At 55.3% G+C, this 21,611-nt stretch carries 20 protein-coding genes; all 20 read right to left on the reverse strand.

Going from position 1 to position 21,611, the window contains the following annotated elements:
• Positions 1-420 precede the first annotated feature (420 nt).
• The 20 genes from C4318_08260 to C4318_08355 all read right to left on the reverse strand — a co-directional run bounded on the left by C4318_08260 (position 421) and on the right by C4318_08355 (position 21,521).
• Positions 421-942 carry a hypothetical protein gene (locus C4318_08260; GenBank protein MER3455128.1) on the reverse strand — a complete coding sequence of 174 codons (522 nt, stop codon included), beginning with the start codon at positions 940-942 and terminating at the stop codon, positions 421-423.
• Positions 943-1,136: 194 nt separating this feature from the next.
• Positions 1,137-1,835, reverse strand: a complete 699-nt coding sequence (locus tag C4318_08265) for a hypothetical protein (protein MER3455129.1) — start codon at positions 1,833-1,835, stop codon at positions 1,137-1,139.
• Positions 1,832-2,455 (reverse strand): hypothetical protein, encoded by a 624-nt coding sequence (locus C4318_08270; GenBank protein ID MER3455130.1) that lies wholly within the window; start codon positions 2,453-2,455, stop codon positions 1,832-1,834. Before C4318_08270 ends, C4318_08265 begins: the two co-directional genes overlap by 4 nt.
• Positions 2,440-3,210, reverse strand: coding sequence for a 4-hydroxy-tetrahydrodipicolinate reductase (locus C4318_08275; GenBank protein MER3455131.1), 771 nt, complete (start codon positions 3,208-3,210; stop codon positions 2,440-2,442). The genes C4318_08270 and C4318_08275 overlap by 16 nt, the downstream gene beginning before the upstream one ends.
• 70 nt (positions 3,211-3,280) lie before the next feature.
• A complete protein-coding gene (locus tag C4318_08280) occupies positions 3,281-4,663 on the reverse strand; it encodes a peptidase M16 (protein ID MER3455132.1) in 1,383 nt (460 codons plus the stop codon).
• A gap of 22 nt (positions 4,664-4,685) precedes the next feature.
• The gene (locus tag C4318_08285) at positions 4,686-7,511 is read right to left on the reverse strand and encodes a polyribonucleotide nucleotidyltransferase (protein ID MER3455133.1); all 2,826 of its coding nucleotides are present in this window, start codon (positions 7,509-7,511) and stop codon (positions 4,686-4,688) included.
• Positions 7,512-7,717: 206 nt separating this feature from the next.
• Positions 7,718-7,978, reverse strand: a complete 261-nt coding sequence (locus C4318_08290) for a 30S ribosomal protein S15 (GenBank protein ID MER3455134.1) — start codon at positions 7,976-7,978, stop codon at positions 7,718-7,720.
• Between the two features lie 239 nt (positions 7,979-8,217).
• On the reverse strand, positions 8,218-8,775 hold the full coding sequence (locus C4318_08295; GenBank protein MER3455135.1) for a hypothetical protein: 558 nt from the start codon (positions 8,773-8,775) through the stop codon (positions 8,218-8,220).
• A complete protein-coding gene (locus C4318_08300; GenBank protein ID MER3455136.1) occupies positions 8,768-9,703 on the reverse strand; it encodes a bifunctional riboflavin kinase/FAD synthetase in 936 nt (311 codons plus the stop codon). The genes C4318_08295 and C4318_08300 overlap by 8 nt, the downstream gene beginning before the upstream one ends.
• 105 nt (positions 9,704-9,808) lie before the next feature.
• The gene (gene truB / locus C4318_08305) at positions 9,809-10,939 is read right to left on the reverse strand and encodes a tRNA pseudouridine(55) synthase TruB (protein ID MER3455137.1); all 1,131 of its coding nucleotides are present in this window, start codon (positions 10,937-10,939) and stop codon (positions 9,809-9,811) included.
• Complete coding sequence (locus C4318_08310; GenBank protein MER3455138.1) at positions 10,909-11,955, reverse strand: DHH family phosphoesterase; 1,047 nt, start codon at positions 11,953-11,955, stop codon at positions 10,909-10,911. The genes truB and C4318_08310 overlap by 31 nt, the downstream gene beginning before the upstream one ends.
• Positions 11,952-12,443: a 30S ribosome-binding factor RbfA gene (gene rbfA, locus C4318_08315; GenBank protein MER3455139.1), complete on the reverse strand. Its 492-nt coding sequence runs from the start codon at positions 12,441-12,443 to the stop codon at positions 11,952-11,954. Before rbfA ends, C4318_08310 begins: the two co-directional genes overlap by 4 nt.
• Positions 12,440-12,730: a DUF503 domain-containing protein gene (locus tag C4318_08320; GenBank protein MER3455140.1), complete on the reverse strand. Its 291-nt coding sequence runs from the start codon at positions 12,728-12,730 to the stop codon at positions 12,440-12,442. Before C4318_08320 ends, rbfA begins: the two co-directional genes overlap by 4 nt.
• 10 nt (positions 12,731-12,740) lie before the next feature.
• Positions 12,741-15,404, reverse strand: a complete 2,664-nt coding sequence (locus tag C4318_08325; protein ID MER3455141.1) for a translation initiation factor IF-2 — start codon at positions 15,402-15,404, stop codon at positions 12,741-12,743.
• Positions 15,389-15,730, reverse strand: a complete 342-nt coding sequence (locus C4318_08330; protein MER3455142.1) for a hypothetical protein — start codon at positions 15,728-15,730, stop codon at positions 15,389-15,391. The genes C4318_08325 and C4318_08330 overlap by 16 nt, the downstream gene beginning before the upstream one ends.
• Before the next feature lie 98 nt (positions 15,731-15,828).
• Positions 15,829-17,043: a transcription termination/antitermination protein NusA gene (locus C4318_08335; GenBank protein MER3455143.1), complete on the reverse strand. Its 1,215-nt coding sequence runs from the start codon at positions 17,041-17,043 to the stop codon at positions 15,829-15,831.
• 33 nt (positions 17,044-17,076) lie between these two features.
• Complete coding sequence (locus C4318_08340; protein ID MER3455144.1) at positions 17,077-17,520, reverse strand: ribosome maturation factor RimP; 444 nt, start codon at positions 17,518-17,520, stop codon at positions 17,077-17,079.
• Positions 17,521-17,696: 176 nt separating this feature from the next.
• Positions 17,697-18,959: a 4-hydroxy-3-methylbut-2-en-1-yl diphosphate synthase gene (locus tag C4318_08345; protein ID MER3455145.1), complete on the reverse strand. Its 1,263-nt coding sequence runs from the start codon at positions 18,957-18,959 to the stop codon at positions 17,697-17,699.
• An 11-nt stretch (positions 18,960-18,970) separates the two neighbouring features.
• Entirely contained in the window at positions 18,971-20,272 is a 1,302-nt protein-coding gene (locus tag C4318_08350) for a hypothetical protein (protein MER3455146.1), read from the reverse strand.
• A 67-nt stretch (positions 20,273-20,339) separates the two neighbouring features.
• Complete coding sequence (locus tag C4318_08355; protein ID MER3455147.1) at positions 20,340-21,521, reverse strand: 1-deoxy-D-xylulose-5-phosphate reductoisomerase; 1,182 nt, start codon at positions 21,519-21,521, stop codon at positions 20,340-20,342.
• Positions 21,522-21,611 lie beyond the last annotated feature (90 nt).

The following is a 21,611-nucleotide window of genomic DNA, read 5'->3' on the forward strand; positions in this document are numbered from 1 at the left end:
CCTCCGCCACCAGTATCTGCAACGGCAGCACCCCAAGCTCAATCCCGAGCACCCGGGCAACCTTCTGGGTCACCACCAGCACCCCCATCTATGCCGCCGAGACCCGGGCAAGCACCGGCTGGGGCGCCCCCTCGTCCAGGCGTAGCGCCCCCTAGCCCTAGAAGAACAGGACCGATCCCACCTCCTGTAGAAGCAGCGCCTTCGCAAGGGAGGCCGGTTCCACCTCAACCTCCGCGCCCGGAAGAGGCAGGGAAAACGCAGATGCTGCCTACCGACCTTTCCTTTTTGAATGAGGAGAAACAAAAAGACAAAGAAGGTGAGGGGGGCGAAAGGCCAGCCTCACCCCCTCAGGCGCGCGGTATACGGCCGGTTCCTCCTGAATGGACACAGCCAGGCTGAGAAGTACTCTTTACCGGGCGCCTAGAATGAACCGCGTTCTGCCGTAGCTGCTGAGGCTGAGGACTCCGTATTTGGTGTGGTTCCGCTGCGTCCTCCCCAGCCAGTCTGCTGCCAATACTGTAGCGTGGACCGCAAGTCTTCGAAGAAAGCGAGCGCTTCGGGTGTAGGTACACCTTTTTTCTGTCTCCACCATAATGGTCCCAACCTCGCGAACAATACTTCGCTCCCAGCCAGCGTCGGGGAAACTTTGACGGACACGCGCTCGGTGCGGAGTAGCCAAACTTTTTTGGTGCCAAGCACAATCCGTTCTCGATCACCGATCGTTTCGAGGGTGTAGTGCCGAGGGAAGATTTCTCGGGCAGCTAAAAAGACTAGGTCTCGAGCGTAAGGTAGCTCCATAAAAGACTCATGACCCGGCGCGTGCCCATTCTTCCATAACGCAACACGGCGCGACGCAACGTATATGCGATATGCAATGAATCCGACGACAGACCCTACTATCGCGGCGTAAAACAGAAATCCTTCGAAGGTGAGCGCCAGCACCTTTGTTCTCCGGACTACCCTGTGTTCCCCAACCTTTACCCACAAGACCGGCGGTGCATAGAGGCACTTCGCGCAGTCTTGTTGTGCATCTCTGACAGAAGTGTGGACCTCTTCAATAGGGCATAAAACCCCACAAGGGATACCAATGAACAAAGTTTACATATGCTGAGGCCTGTGACAAAACCTGTGGCTTACTACCTAACCAGGCGCTCGCCCGAAGTCGAAAGACCTTTCCTCCGATGCTGGGCCAGCAGCAACCGAGACCGCCTCAGGGAAGGAGCTAGATATCTCCTAGCAAGGCGGGCCATGTCATCCTTGTTACCGAGGTCGAACCTCCGGGAGGGCACCAATAAAAAACCGAGCACTGTGCGGACAATCCACTCGGCAATTTCGGATGGATTGTCCCTATCTATATCTCCCCTGACCATGAGGCTATCGACGTAAGGGGCCAAGAAATCAGTGGATACCTTGACTACCAATGGGGCATCCAATGCCACATGCGGCAGAAGAAGCTCAGGCTCCCCCTCAACGATCGTTGGAATTACGCTGTGACCTCCGATGAACTCCTCCGCTGTAGTCGCGCATGTGACAAAAAGCTCTTCTAAGTTGCTGAATCCTTCGAGCCGCTTCTCAAGAGCAGAGAAAAACTTTGCGGCCTCCCATCGGATCGCTCCTGCCACGATTGATTCCTTGCTCTTGAAGTGTCGATAGATTGTCGCCCTGGAGCATCCTGCTACTTTGGCTATCTCTTCTATCGATGTTTTGGACACGCCATTGCGCGCAAAACATTTCAGAGCTGCGTCATAGATTTTGGAGTGAATATCGTGTTTCGGATCGCCGTTGGTAGAATTCGCCGAGTTGGCGCCAGTATCGCTGCTGCGTCCGTTTGTCATGTACTCTCGTCTTCCTCAAAGAGCAATGCTGGCATAAGCCTGGCTTCAACCCAATCTAACACCGCCTCGTATCCAGCAAACCTACGTCCCAAGCCTGCCCTACCCAGTTCGCTAACCATCATTCGCGATATCCACTCGGCCTTTTCATCAAGATTTTCTTGTCCGATCTCTCCCAGCGTGGCTGCCGACCGGAGAGCCGGCAAAATGAATGATGCCAACATCGCCAGAGAAGCGCGCCCCTCGACGGTCAGCTGAGGTAGAAGCAGCTCCGGCTCCAGCTCAAAAACGGAGTGTAAAGTTCGGTGTGACGATAGCTCCTCCTGTAAAGCGAGGATGCCACGAGCGAGTCTATCTGCAAGGCGGTCGCCTGAGTTTAGCTCTGCCTGAAACCGTCCCAGGATGCGGGCGATTTCTTGCGAGATTACGACACGTAACAGGACGTCCTTGTTGGGGAAGTAGCGGTAGATTGTAGCGCGCGAAACACCCGCCTCTCGAGCGATGTCTTCTAGCGTGCTTTTGCGAACACCAAACTTTCTGTAACAAGTGAGCGCCGCATCGACAATACGGCGGTCCACTTCGCCTGATGGCACGGCCAACCTCGACCCTACTCGAGGCCCAATAGCTTCTCGAGCCCGACAGTAAGTCCATCGAGCTCCGGAACCTTGCGGATCGCTGCCAAGACACCCGGCATAAAGCTCGAGCGATCCGTGGTGCGGTGGGCAATTGACAAAGTCTGTCCTTCAGTACCAAACACAACGGTTTGGTCGGCTACGATTCCAGGCAGCCTCACCGAGTGTATTCGAATACCGTCCACAATGGAGCCCCTCGCACCGCTAACCATCTCCTTCGACTCCGGAGGGGATGGCCATCCGCCTGGACGCGCCATCGAGAGAAGCTGAGCCGTCCTAAGGGCGGTTCCGGAAGGAGCATCGACCTTTTGGTCGTGGTGCGCCTCGATCACCTCAACACGGTCAAAGTACGGAGCTGCCTTCGTGGCCAAATGCATCATAAGAACCGCCCCTATAGAAAAGTTTGGAGCTACAAAGGCGTTGGCCTCGGTACACGCCGCTCTGATTCGATCCAATGCCTCTGTTGACAGTCCGGTCGTGCCAATTACGACGTGAATTCCGTGTTCCAGACAGAACAAGGCGTTGGAGAGAACTGCGTCGGGATGCGTAAAATCCACAGCGACATCTGCTCCCGCCCGGGCAACTGCCTCTTGACTGTGAGAGATCTCGACGCCTGCAGTGCTGGTGGCTCCAGGCGGAGGTGCCGGATCCACGGCTGCAACCAGCTCTAGATCGTTCGACTCAGCTACTGCCCTGCAAACCTCCTGCCCCATCTTTCCAGCAGCACCAAAGACACCGACCCTCAACATCTACTTCAACCTCCCCGAAAACATGGCGACTGTGTTGTATCGGCTATCTAATTAGGCCCCACTTCACTTACTGGGGCAGAACCGGGTCTGCTGGTCCCTTCTGGTCATCGTCGTCGACGCAAACATGAGGAGAGTCCGAGTACAGAAATTTTTCTTCCGCATCGATAAAACGTTCACCGTAGGTACGATCAAAGGGGCCCACCACAACCGTAGTACAAGGCGATCCATTTAGGAGAGTCTTGGCAAGATCGGATACATCGTCGAGCGTAACCTTGGCAGTCTCGTCCAGCAGCTCCTCAAGACTTATGGGTTCTCCAAGAGCAATCTGAGATCGTCCGAGGCGCCCCATTTTAGATCCGGTGTCCTCGTCGCCCAAGACCAACATCCCGGCTATGTGACCGCGAGCCACTTCAAATTCGTCTTCTTCGATCTCACCGGTAGCGATCTTCGAAAGCTCGTCACGCATGACGGAAAGGACTTCGGATGCCCTTTGCGCAGAGGTCGCCGCATACACGCCGAAGCACCCTGCATCTTCGTATTGGTCAAAAAACGAATAGGTCGAGTACGCCAGACCCCGCTTCTCCCTTATCTCCTGGAAAAGCCGGGACGACGTCGATCCCCCCAGAATCTGGTTTAGGTACAACAGGGCATAACGTCGCGGATCGTCACGCTTCAAACCCTCTACTCCCAAAAAGATGTGCGCTTCCTCGGAGTCCCTCTTTCCGACAGCGAGAAGAGAGGCAGGCCGCGAAGGCGGAAAACGCTCCGCCACAAAGGCATCCCTTAGGTCGGCAAAAAACTCCTCTACGGCTTCCTTGAATGATTCGAAGTCTAAGTTTCCTGCCGCAGCAATGACCATGCTGCCAGCTCCATAACAACGCTCGAACCGCTCTAAGAGGGTGTCGCGGTCGAGAGAGGCTACCGTAGCAAGTGTCCCTGCGATCGGCCTACCAAGCGGATGTCCCTGCCAAAAAGCCTCGTTGAAAAAGTCGTGGGACAAAGAAGCCGTATCGTCGAGGGACGCCCTTATTTCCTCGAACACGACGTTGCGCTCGGTTTCGACCTCTTTTTCGTCGAACGCGGGATTGCAGGATATATCAGCTAGAAGCTCAATTGCCTTTGGTGCGAACTCGTCCAGGACCCGAGCGTAATAACACGTCATTTCCCTGCTCGTAAAAGCATTCAAATCCCCGCCTAAAGCATCGATCTCTCGAGCTATGTCAAGGGCTGAACGGGTGGTAGTTCCCTTGAACACGAGATGTTCGATGAAGTGCGCCTCACCAGCACACAACTCCTCGTCGTCTCGCGACCCGATTGGCACCCACACCCCTATGCTGACAGACCGGGCAGTTGGCACGCGCTCAGCCACTAGCGTGACTCCGTTGGCAAGCTTTTCCTTCACGACTCGATGATGACTTTCACCACGCGCTAGTTTCACCACTTCCACCAAACCCTGTCATTCAGGGCAGCATTCAGATTCGTCCACGCTTAGGGGGTCGCTTCTTCTGACGTGGCTGAGATCCTCTCTGACGCTCTCGTGGCCCACCGGAACGCTGTCCTCCCCTTGACTTCGACTCCTGCTGAGACCTTTCACCTCTGTCTCGGCGAGCCGAACGAGGTCTCGGCCCCAAAGCTCCCCAGGTCTCCTCTGCTATCTGATCGAAGTAGTCTTCAAAGTTCGCCATTTCTTTCTTCAAGCGGCGCGGTTGCTCACTTCGAAGTTGCTCGGTTCGATCCCCTTCACCGGTAATCGCCTCTCCAACACGCCCAGCGCGAGCTGATACCTCAGCACCCTCAGCTCGGGTGTCTCCTTCCCAATCGGTTTCTTCGGGTTCTTGAGATGCTGAGTATGCAGTCGTAAAGACTTCTCCCGTGCCAGCGCCCGCCTCCGTGTCAGCACCCACTTCTTGACCCTCGCCTCCCTGGCCTGCAATCCCGCTCTGAGCTTTTGCATGCAACCCTTCTCGTGTGGCTGAGAGTTCTCCAGACGACGCTGACGACGGCTGCCCCACCCTCGTTGCGGCTTCCTCCGAACTCGGCGCAATGCTGTTCGCCGCGCCGCCGTTGCCGCCTTCCTCTGATGTGGCTGTTTCGCGTTCCTCCAGGCCCACCGGATCGAGACTTACTCTTCCTTGTTCGTCGATTTCTACCACTTCGACATCTATTTCGTCTCCGATTGAAAGGACGTCTTCAACCCTCGCAATTCGGCGACCCTTACCCAATTTGGATATGTGAATCAATCCGTCCTTTCCAGGCAAGAAATTCACGAAAGCGCCGAACTTTGTCGTGGAGACTACGACTCCTCGGTAGCGCTTTCCGAGCTCGGGAGCGGGAGGATATACTATGCTCTCGATTATCTTTACCGCCTCTTCGACAGCCTTTAGGCTCGTAGATCCGACGAAGACCGTCCCGTCATTTTCTACCGTTACCTCGGTGCCGGTCTCGTTCTGAATCTCTGTTATCACCTTACCCTTGGGGCCGATGACATCTCCGATCTTGTCAGTGGGGATCTTCAAAGTGATAACCCGAGGCGCATGCTCGGACAGCTCTTCGCGAGGAGCAGGCATAACTTCGGCCATCTTGTCGAGTATCAAAAGCCGGGCATCCTTTGCCTGCTCTACAGCAGACGACAGCACTTCAATCGGTATCCCGCCGATCTTGGTGTCCAACTGAAGAGCTGTCAGATAGTCTCGGCTTCCAGCTACCTTGAAATCCATGTCTCCGAAGGCATCCTCCGCGCCCAGGATGTCGGTGAGAGTAACGTGGTTAGAACCGTCGTAAATAAGGCCCATCGCAACACCTCCGATAGGGGCCTTTATGTGGATGCCTGCGTCGAGAAGGGAAAGAGTCGACGCACATACTGAAGCCATCGAAGTAGAGCCGTTCGACGAAAGAACCTCCGAAACCAAGCGCAGTGCGTAAGGAAGCTCATCTTGGGAGGGAATAACGGGCAAGAGCGCCCTCTCCGCAAGCGCTCCGTGACCGATTTCACGCCGCCGGGGTCCTCGAATTGGATAGGCCTCGCCCGTAGAAAACGGCGGGAAGTAGTAGTGGTGCATGTACCTCTTTGTTTCTTCAGGTGACAGCGTGTCCAGTTGCTGTACTAGGTGGAGCATGCCAAGAGTCGCGATGTTTAGCACCTGGGTCTCCCCCCTCTGAAACAGTCCTGACCCGTGTGCTCTTGGAACGATCCCAACTTCGCAGTAAATTGGCCGGACTTCGTCCGGCCTCCTTCCGTCTATACGAAGCCCTTCTTCGAGAATTCGCCTTCTTACCTGTTTTTTGATAAGGGATCGCAAAGCGTTCGAAATCTCGGATTCCTTTCCTTCGAACCGCGTCCCCAGCTCAGTGCGAGCTTCCTCGACCAATGCTGTCTCGGCCTCTGTCCGCTGTTTTTTGTCAGATATGCGGATAACCTCTGCGACTCGTGAACTGTACGCGGACTCGACAGCCTCGAAAACTTCTGCCGAATAAGGTGGGACTCTTGGAAGGTCCTTGGGTTCTGGAGAGACCATCTCGCGAAGCTGGTTTTGTACAGCAATTGAAGCCTCAATATGGGGTTTCGCTGCTTCCAACCCTTCTGCCAAAGCTTTCTCGTCGCACCCCGGCTTTCCCTGCTCAATGCGGGCGAACGACTCCGCAGGAGCCCCGGCTTCTACCATTACAATCTGTATGTCATCTCCCACCTTCTTTCCCGCAACCACGATTTCAAATGTCGATTCCTCAATCTGGTCGTAGGTTGGCGCCGGAACCCACTGGCCATCGATGTACGCGAGCCGCACTGCGCCGACGGGCCCTTCAAATGGGATGCCCGATATCATGAGCGCTGCAGAGGCTCCGTTCATCGCAGGTACGTCGGCCGGTTGTTTAAGGTCCACCGCGAGAATTGTTGCCACGATGTGAATGTCATTGCGGATGTCTTCCGAGAAGTTGGGCCTGAGCGAACGGTCGACCAATCGGGCAGCAAGAATTGCGCCTTCTGTAGGTCTACCTTCTCGGCGAAAGAACGAGCCTGGAATCCTCCCGACGGCGTACATCCGTTCTTCGAAATCGACGAGCAAGGGAAAGAAGTCGATATCGGCTCGGGGAGTCCTTGAAGCGACCGCAGTCACAAGTACCTGTGTCTCCCCTACCGTTACGGTCACTGCACCGTCTGCTTGAAGCGCGTAGCGCCCGGTCTCCAAGACATAGCTAGCCTCGCCCTGGCGATACTCAACGGACATGCGTCGGCTCATAAATGACCTCCTATCTCGAGCCAAAAGGGAAAGGTGAAGCTCTGCGGTTAGCGCAAACACCACTACGAGGCGGATGCTCTCGCATTGGCGAGAGAGTAACCGTTAACTGCGACCGGTAACGAGACGCCGGCGCCTGTTCCCGGTGGTCAAGACTGGTAGAATCGAAATGCAAGCAGATATCCTATCAAGACTGCTACTCATCCCCACCAGCCATGGCCACTGACAACTGACGCCGCTCAACGGAGCGAGAAATCCAAACCTCTACTGAACTATCGCCTCAGACCGAGCCTCCCTATGATCTCCCTGTATCTTTGTATATTTTTTCGCCGGAGGTAGTCGAGCAGCCTCCGACGCTTACCTACCATCATCAGAAGGCCACGCCTCGTGTGATAGTCCTTTGGATGCTGGGCGAGATGCTTAGACAAATGCTCAATGCGCGCAGTGAGCAGCGCTATCTGTACTTCGGCTGACCCGGTGTCCCTTTCACTGGCAGCATACTCTCTTACAATAGATTGCTTGTCTATTGGCAAGTTACTCTCCGGCCTAGTCTCACAATTTTTCGAGCGCCCAGAGATTACAAAGAGGCCGCTTGGTTATTCCAAAGGGCGCCACTATCTCACGACGATGTAAGCGCGACCCCGCTTAGGGACGATATTACCACGCCCTATGAAAACCCAAATTAAATCTAAAGGACAACAACAAAAGCACCGCCTCTTCGCCTTAACCGGGGGGCTGGCTGGCGAAGCTGCGGTGCAGTAACAAGACGCTATCAGAACTGATAGCGCCGGTCAAGGGGTGGCCTCGGTAAACAATCGCCGTCTCGCGCCTCTAATACAACCTCATGCGGCACCATGTCTCCAATATCGAAGACCTCTACTCTCTCAAAGGCGGGGGTGCCAGCTCCTCTCCCGTCCTTCGGATCGTAAACCGCCAGAACTAGGAGGCGGCGTTTTGGATAGCTCGCCTCGTCGAACGCTAAAACATCATCCCTCCCCGGCTCGAGGACCCCACTCTGGTTGGTGTACTTAGCGTATTCGTCTACTCGCGGCCACTCCGATCCCTCTGAGTAAAATGCGCCTGGGAAGAAGTGACTTGCCGCGTCTTTATCGAAGGGAACTCGAGGATCTACTGAAACCCATCCAACCTGGATTGCTGCTGAGCACAAGTTGTGGACAGGTACGGAGCGGGCTCGGGGAGTTTTTGCCCCCCTATCCTGCGGGGCTCCAGCAAAAGTAGCTACTACAAACACTACGGCTCCTACGAACGCAGCTGCGATGGCTATACCAGCAAGAGGAACAGTGAGCAACCAAATGCCTTTCTCAGGCATTTCCAGCGGACCTGCGAACCTCTTCTACGTCTCGTGCGATTTGCTCGACGAGTTCTTGGGCGTTGGCGAAGCGGTACTCGCCCCTGATCCACCTAGAAAACCCAACTTCTATTGTTTTACCGTAAGCGTCTCCGCCCTCGTAATCGAGCAAATAGGACTCGACCAATACCGTGCCTTCCTCCACAAACGTTGGCCGCCTTCCAACGTTGATCGCTGCTAGGTACTTGGATCCATCTACTACAGTCCAACCCGCATATACACCGTCGGCAGGCAAACACATCCTCTCGGGAGGAAAGATGTTCATGGTCGGAAAGCCCAACGTAGCGCCCCTTTTGTCACCCTCTAGAACAATTCCTCTCAGTGAGTACTCCCTACCGAGAGCCGAAGCGGCCCATTCGACGTCTCCGTGGCTAACTGCCGCCCGAATGCGGGTGGACGAAATGTCGAAGCCCTCCACCGACACTAACGGCATTTCCTCGGCGTAGAATCCGAACCTAGCACCCATCTCCTCCAACAGTGCAAGGCTGCCCCGCCGATTCCGACCGAAGCGAAAATTTCTTCCAACCACAACCAAGCGTACGTTGAAGCCTGCAACTAGAATCTCTCTTACGAAGTCTCCCGGCTCCATGTCAGCCAGCTCCTGGTCGAATCGCAGCACACATAGATAGTCCACGCCGGTTTCTAAGAGCAGTTCAATCTTTCGCTCTGGCTCGCTAAGTCGGCAGGGGGCCTTCTTAGGGCGAAGGAGCTCAGCCGGGTGTCTGTCGAAAGTTACGACCCCAGAGCGAAACCCTCTGTCTCGAGCCTCGGACCTTACCTGCTCTATAACGGCGCGGTGCCCCCTGTGGACTCCGTCAAAGTTTCCAATAGTGATGGCCGATCCTTCCTTGGGGCTTGGTAGAAGCGAGAGGTCGTCTATTATCTCCATGTCTAAATCACCACCGCACAACCCGAAAGTCTCTTTATGTGTCGCCTAACCGAAAGCGTGGGACAACTGGGTAGGATGAAATGTCCGGAGCCATCCGCCCAGTGCTCAAACGAGAACGCAGTCGAATGCGAGAATACCGCCTGCCGGCCTTACAATTGCGACAAGGCGGCCCTCGGGGCCGACGAGAGCAACCGGCCCCACGTACCACGTTCTATCTTTTAACCTAACCCCTCTCGCCAATGCATCGCCGCTCGGCTCCACCCCTGATTCAGAAGCTGAGCGACCACGGGAACTTCTGTGCGAAGATGTGCTGTTATGGGAAACCTCATGTCTGCCCTGAGTATCTCCTGGCGCTATAGAAAGCATTTCGCAATCGGCCAAAGACTCCCTTAGATGAGGTATTGAATCTAGTACCCGAGTTGTCTCGACAGCGATCGAACACGCTAAGGCTGGTGTGAGCTCCAGAGCCTTTCCTTGAGAGACCGCGAGCGCCTTTTTTCCATCAAGCATCACTATTGGAAGGTGCGGAACTGCTTTTGTATCCCATAAAAGCTTGGCGAGGCGCTCGTCTTGCGACAGGGAAGCGAGTTCCTCAAGTGTATAACAGTGGTCGAGATCAAAGGGGCCTATAGAGGTACGGATCAAACTCTCCAAGTACCCAACAGTTCCCAGCGCTTTTGCGATATCAGCAGCGAGGACCCTTACGTATGTTCCAGAATCACACACTACCCTCACTGAAGCGCGCAGGAGGCCATCTGCGCATCTCCTCAAAGGTGCGGATAAGAAGAGTTCGTAGATCCTCTGCTTTCGCGGAGAGCGCGTTGCTAACTCTCCCCTCAGCGCCTTCTTGTAAAGCGGCTCACCACCCTGCTTGAGTGCTGAGACCATGGGGGGAATCTGATATAACTCACCTCGGAAGCGGCTGAGCGCTTTTTCTAGTGCATCAGGATCGAAGTCGGCTGGGGCCCGTTCGATCACCTTGCCTTCAGCATCCAAGGTATCGGTTCCAGCTCCAAAGGCGATGGTCGCTTCGTAACACTTATCCAGAAGGTGGTAGTACCGAAGGATCCTCGTGGCCTTGCCCACGCCAACGAGAAGTACCCCCGAGGCCATGGGATCGAGGGTGCCAGCATGACCTACCCGCTTCTCACGATATAAACGGCGCAGCTCGTCTACTACGTCGTGACTGGTAGGGCCTTTGGGCTTCAGGACGGGGAGTATCCCCGAGGCTCCCATCGTGGAAGATTTTCTAGGATAGCTTGGATGGTCTCGGAAACATTGCGATCGCTCGTGAAGCCTGCCGCCATCTTGTGCCCACCGCCGCCGAACAATCCGGCCACTTGAGCGACGTCAACCCTTCCCAAAGATCTAATTGAAGCTTTTACTACTCCAGGGTTCAGTTCCTTTACAAGGATCGCCACGTCTGCCTCGCTTGTCTGTCGCAGCACATCTATGTAGTTCTCGGTCTCAGAGGCATGGACACCGTAGCGCTGCAAATCCCGGTAGTCGAACCAGGAGTAAACAGCACCCGCATCTTTGTCTAACTGAGCTCTCTCGACTACCAGAGCGAGCAACTTGAGAACGGGCAGACGACTCTCTTCGAATACTTTTCGCGAGATACCGGCGATGTCTAAGCCCACGGAAGCTAAGTTCGCGCAGATCGCGAACACCCGTGGACTGGTGTTCTGGTATTGGAAGCGGCCCGTATCTGTTGCAATCCCTACGTAAAGACACGTCGCCACGTCAGGGCTCAATGCGGCTCCGATGTGGGCCAAGAAATCATAGACAATCTCTGAAGACGAGCTGGCCTCTGGAAAAATCAAATTCACACTTCCATACCCTGAATTGGAAGCATGGTGATCGAAAACAATAATGTCAGACGCCGCGTCCAATGCATCTGACAACTCCGCTGTCCGGTCACGACTGGCACAATCAAAGGTCACCGCTACATCAGCGTTGAGCTCCCTTGCTGTCTCAGGTGGAGCTAAGAGGTCGACACCCGGGAGCCATCGGTACTGAGGAGGCACGACGAAGGGCTCCGGAAACGTGGACACCGCTTCCTTGGAAGATGCAGTGAGAAAGTGCATCATGGCTAGCATGGATCCAAGGGCGTCTCCGTCCGGAGACATGTGGCACACGAGAAGCACTCTCTCAGCTTTGTCAAGAACTCTAGCGGCCAGGTCGAGTTGGTCACAAGGCTCGGGACCCCCAAGTACAGGAGTCGCAGGTGCCCATCGGTTGCCTTCACTCACTGAAACCGGCCTCTTTTCACAGTAAAGCCATCCTCGGGGCTGACGCTAGCCTCCGCAACAACTCCAGCCTCGCGCTGCAGATCGCTGTGGCTCACGACAGCATTGTTGGAGGTGGAGACCCTCGCTATCTCTGCAAGCCGCTCCTCAACGGATATACCTCGTACGATGCCCTCATCAACCTTGAATCTCAACTTGGGCACCCGCTTCATCCGGACTTGGTGAGCAAGCGAGGTTCTCAACCTCCCTTGTGATCTCTCGAGAGCTGTTTGGGCTGCGGCGACAGCGTCAGCGCCTCCTCGCACGAAAAAATAAACAGTAGCGAGGTCAAGATCTACACCAACGTCGACGCCAGTCACCACCGCATCCTGTAGGGATGGGTCGGCCATCCTTGCGAGCTCTTCGGAGATCGCCTGTCTCAGCAGTGCAGCGAGGCGCCGGGCTCGCCGGCTGCTAAAAACCCCGAAGTCTTCCATACCAGCTGCACTCACAATCTGTCTAAATAAGAAATTTCCAAATCTATTATCTCGACTTCAGGATAGGACATAATAAAGCGCTCTATCTGGCGCGTTGTCTTTGAAATCTGGAAAGCCTCCGTCGATACGACGCCGATTCCGATGGTGGCCCTACCGATGAGATCATGAAAATCGACTTCGGTCGCCGAGACGTTGAATTTGCGTCTCAAAGCCTCCAAAAGAGGCTTGAGAACACGCCGCTTGTCTTTCAGGGAGCGCGTTCCTTCCAGTCTCAGGTCGAAGCGCACGGCCGCGGCGTGCACCGACGCCTACCTATCGCCCTCTCGCTACCTCTCGAACTTCGAAAGTCTCCAAGACGTCGCCTTCCTTTACGTCTTGGAAGGAATCGAGGCCCACGCCACATTCGAAACCAGCCTGGACCTCCTTGACATCCTCTTTGAATCGCTTCAGGCTAGCTATCCGCCCTGTGTATACAACAACACCATCTCTCAGTACTCTCACATCCGATCCACGGGTGATGGTTCCATCTTGTACATAACATCCAGCCACCACGCCCACTCTGGGAACCTTGAATATGGCTCGCACTTCGGCAGCCCCTGTTACCACTTCCTCGGTCTCCGGTTCTAGAAGACCAGAAAGAGCTGCTTCTATGTCTTCGGTTACCTTGTAGATGACATCGTAGGTACGAATCTCCACTCCGGCAATCGCTGCCTGTTTGCGTGCGTTTACGTCGGGTCTAACGTTGAAACCGATAATTAGAGCCTCGCTTGCCTGAGCAAGCCTCACGTCGTTTTCGGTGATTCCCCCGACGGCTCTGTGGACAATTTCCAGCTGGACCTCGGGTCTCTCTAACTTTCTCAGCGCCTCCGTCAATGCCTCGAGCGACCCCTGGGTGTCGGTTTTTAGGATCAGGCCAAGGCGGGACCGCTCTTGGGCTGCCATTCTCTCGTGGATATCCTCTAGCCGGATCACACGCGGGGCTACAGCCTCGGCTTGGCGCTTTGCGAGGACTCTATCCTCCGCTATACGTCGGGCTTCTTTTTCTTCCGCAACAACTCGAAAGTCGTCTCCAGCCTCTGGAACCTGCTCAAATCCGGTTATCTGAACGGGTGTCGATGGGCCCGCCTCTTCCATCGTATGACCGTTTTCGTCGTGCATGGCCCTCACTCTCCCAAAGGTGAGGCCTGCGATAAAAGGGTCTCCTTTCCGGACCGTTCCGCGGCGCACTAGTACGGTCGCAACAGGGCCCTTACCCGGATCGACGTGTGCCTCGATACACACACCTGACCCTGGAGCGTCGGGATTGGCCTTGAGGTCCTCGAGCTCCGCTACGATCAAAATCACATCGAGCAGATCTGGGATTCCTTCACCAGTTTTGGCAGATACCTCGACGCACGGGACAGTGCCACCGAGCTCTTCAACTACCACTTCGTGCTCAGTGAGCTGCGTTTTGACTCGAAGGGGATCTGCTTCGGGTTTGTCAATCTTGTTCAGGGCAACTACAAAGGGCACGCCGGCTGCTCGTATGTGAGAAATCGCTTCTATGGTCTGGGGCATTACACCGTCGTCAGCGGCTACGACGAGTACAGCCACGTCGGTCACGGAAGCTCCCCGGGCTCGCATAGCGGTAAACGCCTCGTGTCCCGGCGTATCAATGAAAGTAATCGACCGTCCGTCGTGAACGACCCGGTAAGCGCCGATGTGCTGAGTGATGCCCCCAGCCTCCCGCTCTACAACATTCGTCTGACGAATCTTGTCAAGCAGGAGCGTCTTGCCGTGATCGACATGACCCATGACAGTGACCACTGGAGGTCTAGGTTTAAGCCTACCTTCGTCTTCAGCAGCCTCTTTTTCCGCTCTTTGAGCCTCCTCCTGACTGCGCAAAACGTCAGGGGTAGCAATCGATACCTCGATTCCAAAAGCCTCACCTAGGAGCTCGACCTCCTCGTCGGTGAGACTCATCGTGACCGACTTCATGTCTCCCAACTCAATCAGCTTCTTTACTACCTCGGACGGAGACACTCCTATAAGAGTCGCAAACTCTGCGACCGTAATCCCCCGTCGGACTTGAACTGAGCTGACTACTGGTACCGACGGCTCTGTCCTCCTCCGAATTTGCCGGACTTCTTCTTCCTCTACGCCACGCTTCTTGAGTTTTTTCCGCCGGGCTGGCGCGGAAACAGGCACCTCTGGAAGCACCTCCACAGCCTCCCAAGATTCCTCCACTGATGTGATGGCGCCCGGCGATTCGTCTGCAGATTCTTCGGTGTCAGATTTGCCAACTTCCGCGGTTACAGGCGCTTCGGTCGAAGGCTCTACTTCCTCCTCGACCCTAACTTTCGCATCTGCAAGTGGTAGAGCTTCACGCACACTGCGGGAGGATGCTTCTACAAGCTTTTTTCCCTCGCTCTTTTGAGATAGAGATTCACTCCTAGGCTTCTCTTTTGAATCTCTCTGCTCGACACCTCCAGGCTCGGAACCGGAAGCCGCGGCCACCGCGGGAGGCGCAGCAGCCTTCCTTCGCCCTAGCTTTTCTTTGGCGGACTGGCTCGTTGGTGCCTTCGGCACCGATTCTTCCTTTTGTACACGCACAGCCCGCCCCAACCTGCGAAGGGTAGCTTGAGAATCTGGCTGTTCGAATCCGGTTGCAGCCGCTTCCAAGAGTTTTTTCTTGCTCGGTCGCTGCTTTTTTGCAGACGATGTCTGCTTTGCCTGTTTTTCTGGTTCCTTCGGTTCGACTTCGGTAGGCTTGGCGGCCGCCGGCTTCGGCCTCTGAACTCCTCTCCTGGCGAGAGTTTTCCTTCTTGTGCCTGCTTTCCGTCTTCCAGCTAACTGAATTCGAACCCTGTCGACCTCACTTTCCTCTAGAACATCCGACTCAGATTTGCCCTCGATACCGAGCTTCACGAGAACTTGGAGCAGCTCTTCCATAGGGATTTCGAGATCTTTAGCGAGCTCTCCTACTTGCTTACCCAATCTTTCTCCTCTGACTCTTTGCCACCCTCACCCTGGGTTTCGATCCCTCGATCTTCAATAGGCTTGCTTTGTCGCATCCGCTGCATAAGCTCCGAACTTGAATCCCTGAAGCCGGTAGATGCTGCCATTTGAATCGCTTTCAAAACATCCGATACCAGAGAGACCGAGCCTGTGGAAACGTTGATACGCAACGCCTTCTCGAGCCTTGATACCTTGAGGGACGACAGGCAAGTATCCGCAAAGCACACGTATGCACCCCTACCCGGCATCGAGCCGACCGGATCTATCTCGACCCGGCCATCCTTTGTTGCAACGATTCTCAGCATTTCCTGTTTTGGCGCTTTTCTCCTACACCCAACACACGTGCGCAATGGCACGTGTCTGCCTCTGACTTTCTGGCGCACTCGATCTTGGTGTTACTCCCTCAGCTCGCATCGCTTGCTTGGGCTAAAGCTTGGCTCGGTGGTATTTCAGATGCGTTGCTATCAGATCCCTCTTCGTCAGATCCAGTCGGCAACTCTCCTGTCACTATTGACTCCTCGGTAGTCGATTCACTGACCTCTGGCCCCTGTCCCACACCAGTAGCATCCGCCTCCACATCTTTTGCGGGTGTGTCTGCCCTCTGGGCAACTTCTGCCTCAGCAGACTGTTCAGCTTCCTCGGCTACCTGAGACTCGCTTTTTATGTCAATGCGCAAGCCGGTAAGCTTTGCCACTAGTCGTGCGTTTTGCCCCTCTCTTCCAATTGCCAATGACAGCTGATGGTCCGGTACCACAACGTGCGCAGTCTCAGTCTCTTCATCTATCTCGACACTTTTTACAGTGGCTGGCTGTAAAGCGTTGGCGACGAATTTTCTTGGATCCTCGCTCCATTCGACGATCTCGACTTTCTCACCTCGGAGCTCGTTCACGACCGCTCGAACCCTAGACCCCCTCTGTCCTACGCAGGCTCCAATTGGATCTTTCTCGGGAATATTGGATTTGACTGCAATCTTTGTACGCTGCCCAGGCTCCCTAGCGATGGCTTTGATCTCCACCGTACCATCCAAAATCTCTGGAACTTCAAGCTCGAAGAGGCGCCGGACTAGGTCTGGATGAGTCCGCGAGACCTTTATCTGAGGGCCTTTCGATGCCCTGCGTACTTCGGTTATATAGGCCCGAACTCGGCTCCCTGGCTCGTAACGCTCCCCAGGCACTTGCTCTGCTTGGGGGAGCAAAGCTTCGATCTGACCCAAGTCGAGTAGCAAGAATCGGGGGTCGGTCTGTCGTACGATTCCTGTAACAAGCTCTCCCTCCCGGCCAGCGAACTCTCTAAACTTTTGCTCACGTACGATTTCTCGGATCCTCTGGGCCATTTGGTGCTTAGCAGTCTGAGCGGCTATCCGCCCAAAGTTGTCAGGGGTGTCTTCCCACTCACGCACGAGGTTTCCTTCTTCGTCATACTCTTGGGCGTAGACGTGAATGTCGCCGGTTTCGGGATCTATCGTTACCCGGGCATCTTGTGCAGCTCCAGGCATACGTTTGTAGGCAATCACTAGAGCATTGGCCAAGGCGTCGAGGATCATCTCGAAAGGGATGTCCTTCTGGCGCGCTATGGTCCGCAGAGCCTCGAGAATTTCAAGTTGTTCTGGGCGTTTCACTGTTCCTCCGATAACTCTTTGCGGGCCTAGCACTCACCAATCGAACACTGTCCTTGCAGACTTCAAATCCTCGTAAGCGACTTCGACGGATCCCTCTTCGCTGTGAACCTTAACCCCTCGAGGCATTGCCTCCTCCAGCACGCCCTCGACAACGGACCCTCCTTTTAGCACCAGCCGAACCGACTCCCCTATGGCCCGCTCGAAGTCTCGAAACGTCGAGAGGCTGCGTTCAAGCCCCGGCGAGGAAACCTCAAGGATGTAGCTGCTCTCGATCGGGTCCAACTCGTCCAAAAGAGAGCTGACCACCTCTGATACTTCTTCGCAAAGACCAATATCGACACCCGAGGGCCGATAGATCGTGATCCGAAGCAACCGCCGCCTCTTCGGCCCGGTCAATTCGGCACCCACCAACTCGACTCCCATAGCCGTCAGTAGGTTTTCTATTCTCTCGAGGACTTCACCGGCAAGCTGTGCCATGGATACGATCCTCTTTTGTCTGGTTTCCCGCCGCAGACGCTGTTTCGGCAAAAAAATAGTGGGCACATGCCCACCGGATAAACAATCAGGCCCTTTGTGGCGGATTATAGCACCGGCCTGGAACTACCTTGATTACATAACTGAGCGCTCCCCTGCAGAAAACAAAAGCAGCAGCGTCAGGGCTTTTTAGTGATCGCCCTTATCCGAAGCGTCCTTTGTGCAACCTTGTTTGGATCGATCTTTTGTGAGCGGAGTTGTGCGGCTTCTCTCTCCGCTTCAGCAGCTGCTACCGCGTCAGCCTGTTCTAGCCTTTTTTCCACTCCTTCTCGGGCAACTCGTTCAGCCTCTTCGACTAGCTCGTCGACCATTGCCCGATAGGGATCGTCGGTGCTCTTGTCTAGCTTGATAACTCGTACCACGCTCCCTTTGACGAACAAGTGCGCACCAGACCTCCCCGCAGCCAAACCGAGGTCGGCTTCTCTGGCTTCACCCGGACCATTGACCACACATCCCATAACTGCGACCTGCAAAGGAAGTCCTCGCTCTCTTAGCTCGTCCCTAGCCATAGTGGCTAACTTGATCACGTCAATCTCGGCCCGCCCACAGCTAGGACACGCAACAAGGTCAACCCCGCTTCGTTCTCGCAATCCCAACGCCTCTAGGAGCGATCGCCCAGCTCTGGCCTCTTCGACAGGATCGGCGGCCAGCGAAAACCGGATCGTGTCTCCGATTCCCTCGGCCAATAGGGTGCCAATACCTGCAACCGACTTGACCAAACCCTCAGGTAGTGGTCCGGATTCGGTAACACCTAAGTGAAGGGGGTAATCGCATCGCTCGGCTAGCATCCTGTATGCCGCAATCATGAGCGGCACCGACGACGCCTTGACAGAGATCTTGATATCGCGAAATCCCTCCCCTTCTAGAAGTGCCGCTTCCGCAAGAGCCGACTCGACTAGGGCTTCGGGGGTCGCTCCTCCAAAGCGTGCATAAAGATCTTTGTCGAGCGATCCTGCATTTACGCCTACGCGAATGGGGATCCCGGCTTTTTTGGCGGCACGTGCCACCGCCCGTATGTGCTCAGGGTTGCGTATGTTGCCGGGATTTACACGGACACCATGAGCTCCTGCCTCTATAGCCGCCAGAGCCAGTCTGTACTGAAAGTGGATGTCAGCGATTATAGGAACCGGAGAGCGAGGAACGATCTCAGCTAAAGCCTCAGCCGCTTCCTCTTCGTTACAAGTCACTCGAACAATGTCGCATCCCGCAGCAGCTAGGGAATAAATCTGCTGCAAAGTGCCTTCAACGTCGGCTGTCTTTGTAGTTGTCATAGACTGGACACTTACCGGTGCATCGCCGCCTACCGGAACCGATCCGACCCAAATCTTGCGGCTCCTGCGCCTAGGTAAGCCGAAAGCTATGAAGGTCGATTTCGAATCCATGTCTTTTACCACTACCGGAAAGGATTGGATATCGGGTTCGTAATGTCCAGATAAATTGACGTGACAGCGAGGAACAAAAAAAGTGCTATCACACCAGCAGCAATTGGAGCGAGCTTACGGATGTCCACTCGGACCTCTTTCCCCTTTATGGCACCGGCGATCTTTTCATAGACAGCTACTGCGAGGTGCCCGCCGTCCAAGGGGTACAGTGGTAAGATATTGAAGATTCCCAAGAACACGTTGAAAATCACTATCACGAACAGCAAGTGTTCCCACCCAGCTTCCGCAGCTTGGGCGCTTATTTGTCCCAGACCGACTACCGAAACGAACCTGCTCTGGTTGGCTTCCTCGTCGGATCTTCCCGCAAGAAGTCCCAAATATCTCTTCAGATACGACGGAGTGAAGAAGTTCTTGATTGCGCTGATTCCCCCGGCACTCATCCACGCCATGTACTTCCCAGCCCGCAGAACAGCACCAGCGGGATTGTCGGCTACGCGCTCCGTCCCTACAACTATTCCAATAAAGGGGCGGGGACCCTCCTCTCCGTCGAAAGGAGGCCGTTGCGCCACCGTGACCGGTATATCCACGAGGGATCCATCTCGTACGACAGTGAAGACGACCGTGTCTCCGATTCGAGAGGAGAGGACCTCCCGTACATCGTTCCAAGAAGTGATGGCTAATCCATCAGCTGCCACGAACTCGTCACCGGGCCTAAGGCCAGCTAGTTCGGCCGGGGTCGGCTTCGAACACTCTGGGGGCTCGGTCAGATCCGCCGGCGATCCATTTACCTCCCGGTGTCGTTCGCACCCCGGAGGCGGCACCAATCCAGCGATCTTAGGGATCGGTCTCTCCTGATCAGGCAACGCACCCGACATGGCCAAAATCACAAGCAAAACGAAGGCTAGCAACGCGTTCGCCATCGGACCCGCTGCTACAACCATTGCCCTCTGGCCGAAAGGCTTACCGGCATAAGTGAACTCTCTGTCGGACTCCTCGATGTCCTCGTAAGCGCTCATTCCGGTGATCTTGACGTAACCACCAAAGGGGAGAGCTTTGATTCCGAACTCCGTCTCGACCTCACGAGTGTCTTCGGGACTACCGCCCCGCACCAAAGATCTGCGCTTTTTTGACCAAAGGCGGGGCCCAAAACCGAAGAAAAACTCGGTCACCTTCATGCCCGAGCGCCTAGCAGCGTAGTAGTGTCCGAACTCGTGGAACATCACTGCTACAAAGAGCGCCACAAGGAAGGTGCCAACCCCAACGACGCCAGCTGGCGCCAGCGCCAGGAAAATTGCGGATGCCCTCGTCGTCACTGTCGTGACACTCCCGTTGAGTACGACTCCCCGTTGAGCCGGGTGGTCTCAAAACGCATAACGATCCTTACTCGACGCGCACCGATGTGCGATCAGCCACTACCTCTGCTGCTATGCCTCTAGCCCGGCGGTCCAAAGCTATCAACCCATCGAGATCTCCTGGAGCCTCAAGAGGTGCTCTCTCCAGCGCCGCCTCTATCACGGCGGGAATCTCAACGAAACTCAACTTCTTCTCCAAGAAGGCAGCTACGGCCACTTCGTTAGCGGCATTTAGCACACACGGTGCCCCCCCTCCGAGGCGCCCTGCTTCGTACGCTAGGCTCAAGCACCGAAAAGTTTGTGTATCCGGAGGCTCGAAATGAAGGTCCAGCGCGCCTCCCCATGACATTGCTCCGGCCTTGTCCTGGTAACGCACCGGATAACCGAGCGCAAAGAGAATCGGGTTCTCCATGTCTGGCTCAGCTAGATGGGCAAGGCAGGACCCGTCCGTAAATTCGGCTATCGCATGGACAATGCTCTGTGGATGGACAACAACTCTTATCGATGAGTAGTCCAACCCGAACAGCCAGTGAGCCTCGATTACCTCCAACCCCTTGTTCATCAGAGTTGCTGAATCGATCGTGATTTTGGGCCCCATCTTCCAAGTCGGATGAGCCAAAGCCTCTTCGGGAGTCACAGCGACTAGCTCGGCAAGACTCCTCCCCCTGAATGGACCACCGGAGCAGGTGAGGCACACCGCTGCAACCTCGGAAAATTCCCAACCCCTAAGACACTGAAGCAGTGCCGCGTGCTCGGAGTCGACTGGAACTATCTCTCCGCCTCCCTCCCTTATAGCTGCTTCTACTAAGGGTCCTCCAGCTACCAGGCTCTCCTTGTTGGCAAGAGCGAGGCGCTTGCCACCTTGAAGAGCTGCGAGTGTAGTGCGAATACCGGAAAAACCCACGATCCCGTTGATCACGACATCGATCTCTGGGCGCCCGATCTCCTCTAGCAAAGCTTTTTCTCCGGTTCGAAAATGTCCTAAGAAACCAGCTGCACGCAGCCTCGATTCGATTTCGCGACATCGATCCGGCTCAAGATCGTCGCGGGTGAGGACGACGACATCGGGTTTGAGCAGCGATGCAGCTCTAATCAGGCCGTCGACGTTAGAGCGAGCTGCCACCATCACGGCGCGAAACGCATTCGTGTGCCGCTGAATAACTCGCACAGCTTGCTGGCCTATGGATCCGGTCACGCCCAAAATGGCCACGCCCTGAGGGTGCTCTCCCGAGGCGCTAGATTTCGGCTTGGCGATGTCTACTAGTGGCGTACGTCCAACAGAAGAAGTCTCTGGATTAAT

Source organism: Acidimicrobiia bacterium, from assembly GCA_040289475.1.
Lineage (GTDB): Bacteria > Actinomycetota > Acidimicrobiia > ATN3 > PSLF01 > PSLF01.

Excerpts from the sequence above, each read along its gene's own strand:
- C4318_08265 (MER3455129.1), bottom strand. The coding sequence starts at position 1,835 with ATGACAAACGGACGCAGCAGCGATACTGGCGCCAACTCGGCGAATTCT.
- C4318_08295 (MER3455135.1), bottom strand. The coding sequence starts at position 8,775 with ATGCCTGAGAAAGGCATTTGGTTGCTCACTGTTCCTCTTGCTGGTATA.
- C4318_08300 (MER3455136.1), bottom strand. The coding sequence starts at position 9,703 with ATGGAGATAATAGACGACCTCTCGCTTCTACCAAGCCCCAAGGAAGGA.
- truB (MER3455137.1), bottom strand. The coding sequence starts at position 10,939 with ATGGGAGCCTCGGGGATACTCCCCGTCCTGAAGCCCAAAGGCCCTACC.
- C4318_08330 (MER3455142.1), bottom strand. The coding sequence starts at position 15,730 with ATGCTGAGAATCGTTGCAACAAAGGATGGCCGGGTCGAGATAGATCCG.
- C4318_08340 (MER3455144.1), bottom strand. The coding sequence starts at position 17,520 with ATGGCACAGCTTGCCGGTGAAGTCCTCGAGAGAATAGAAAACCTACTG.
- C4318_08345 (MER3455145.1), bottom strand. The coding sequence starts at position 18,959 with ATGGATTCGAAATCGACCTTCATAGCTTTCGGCTTACCTAGGCGCAGG.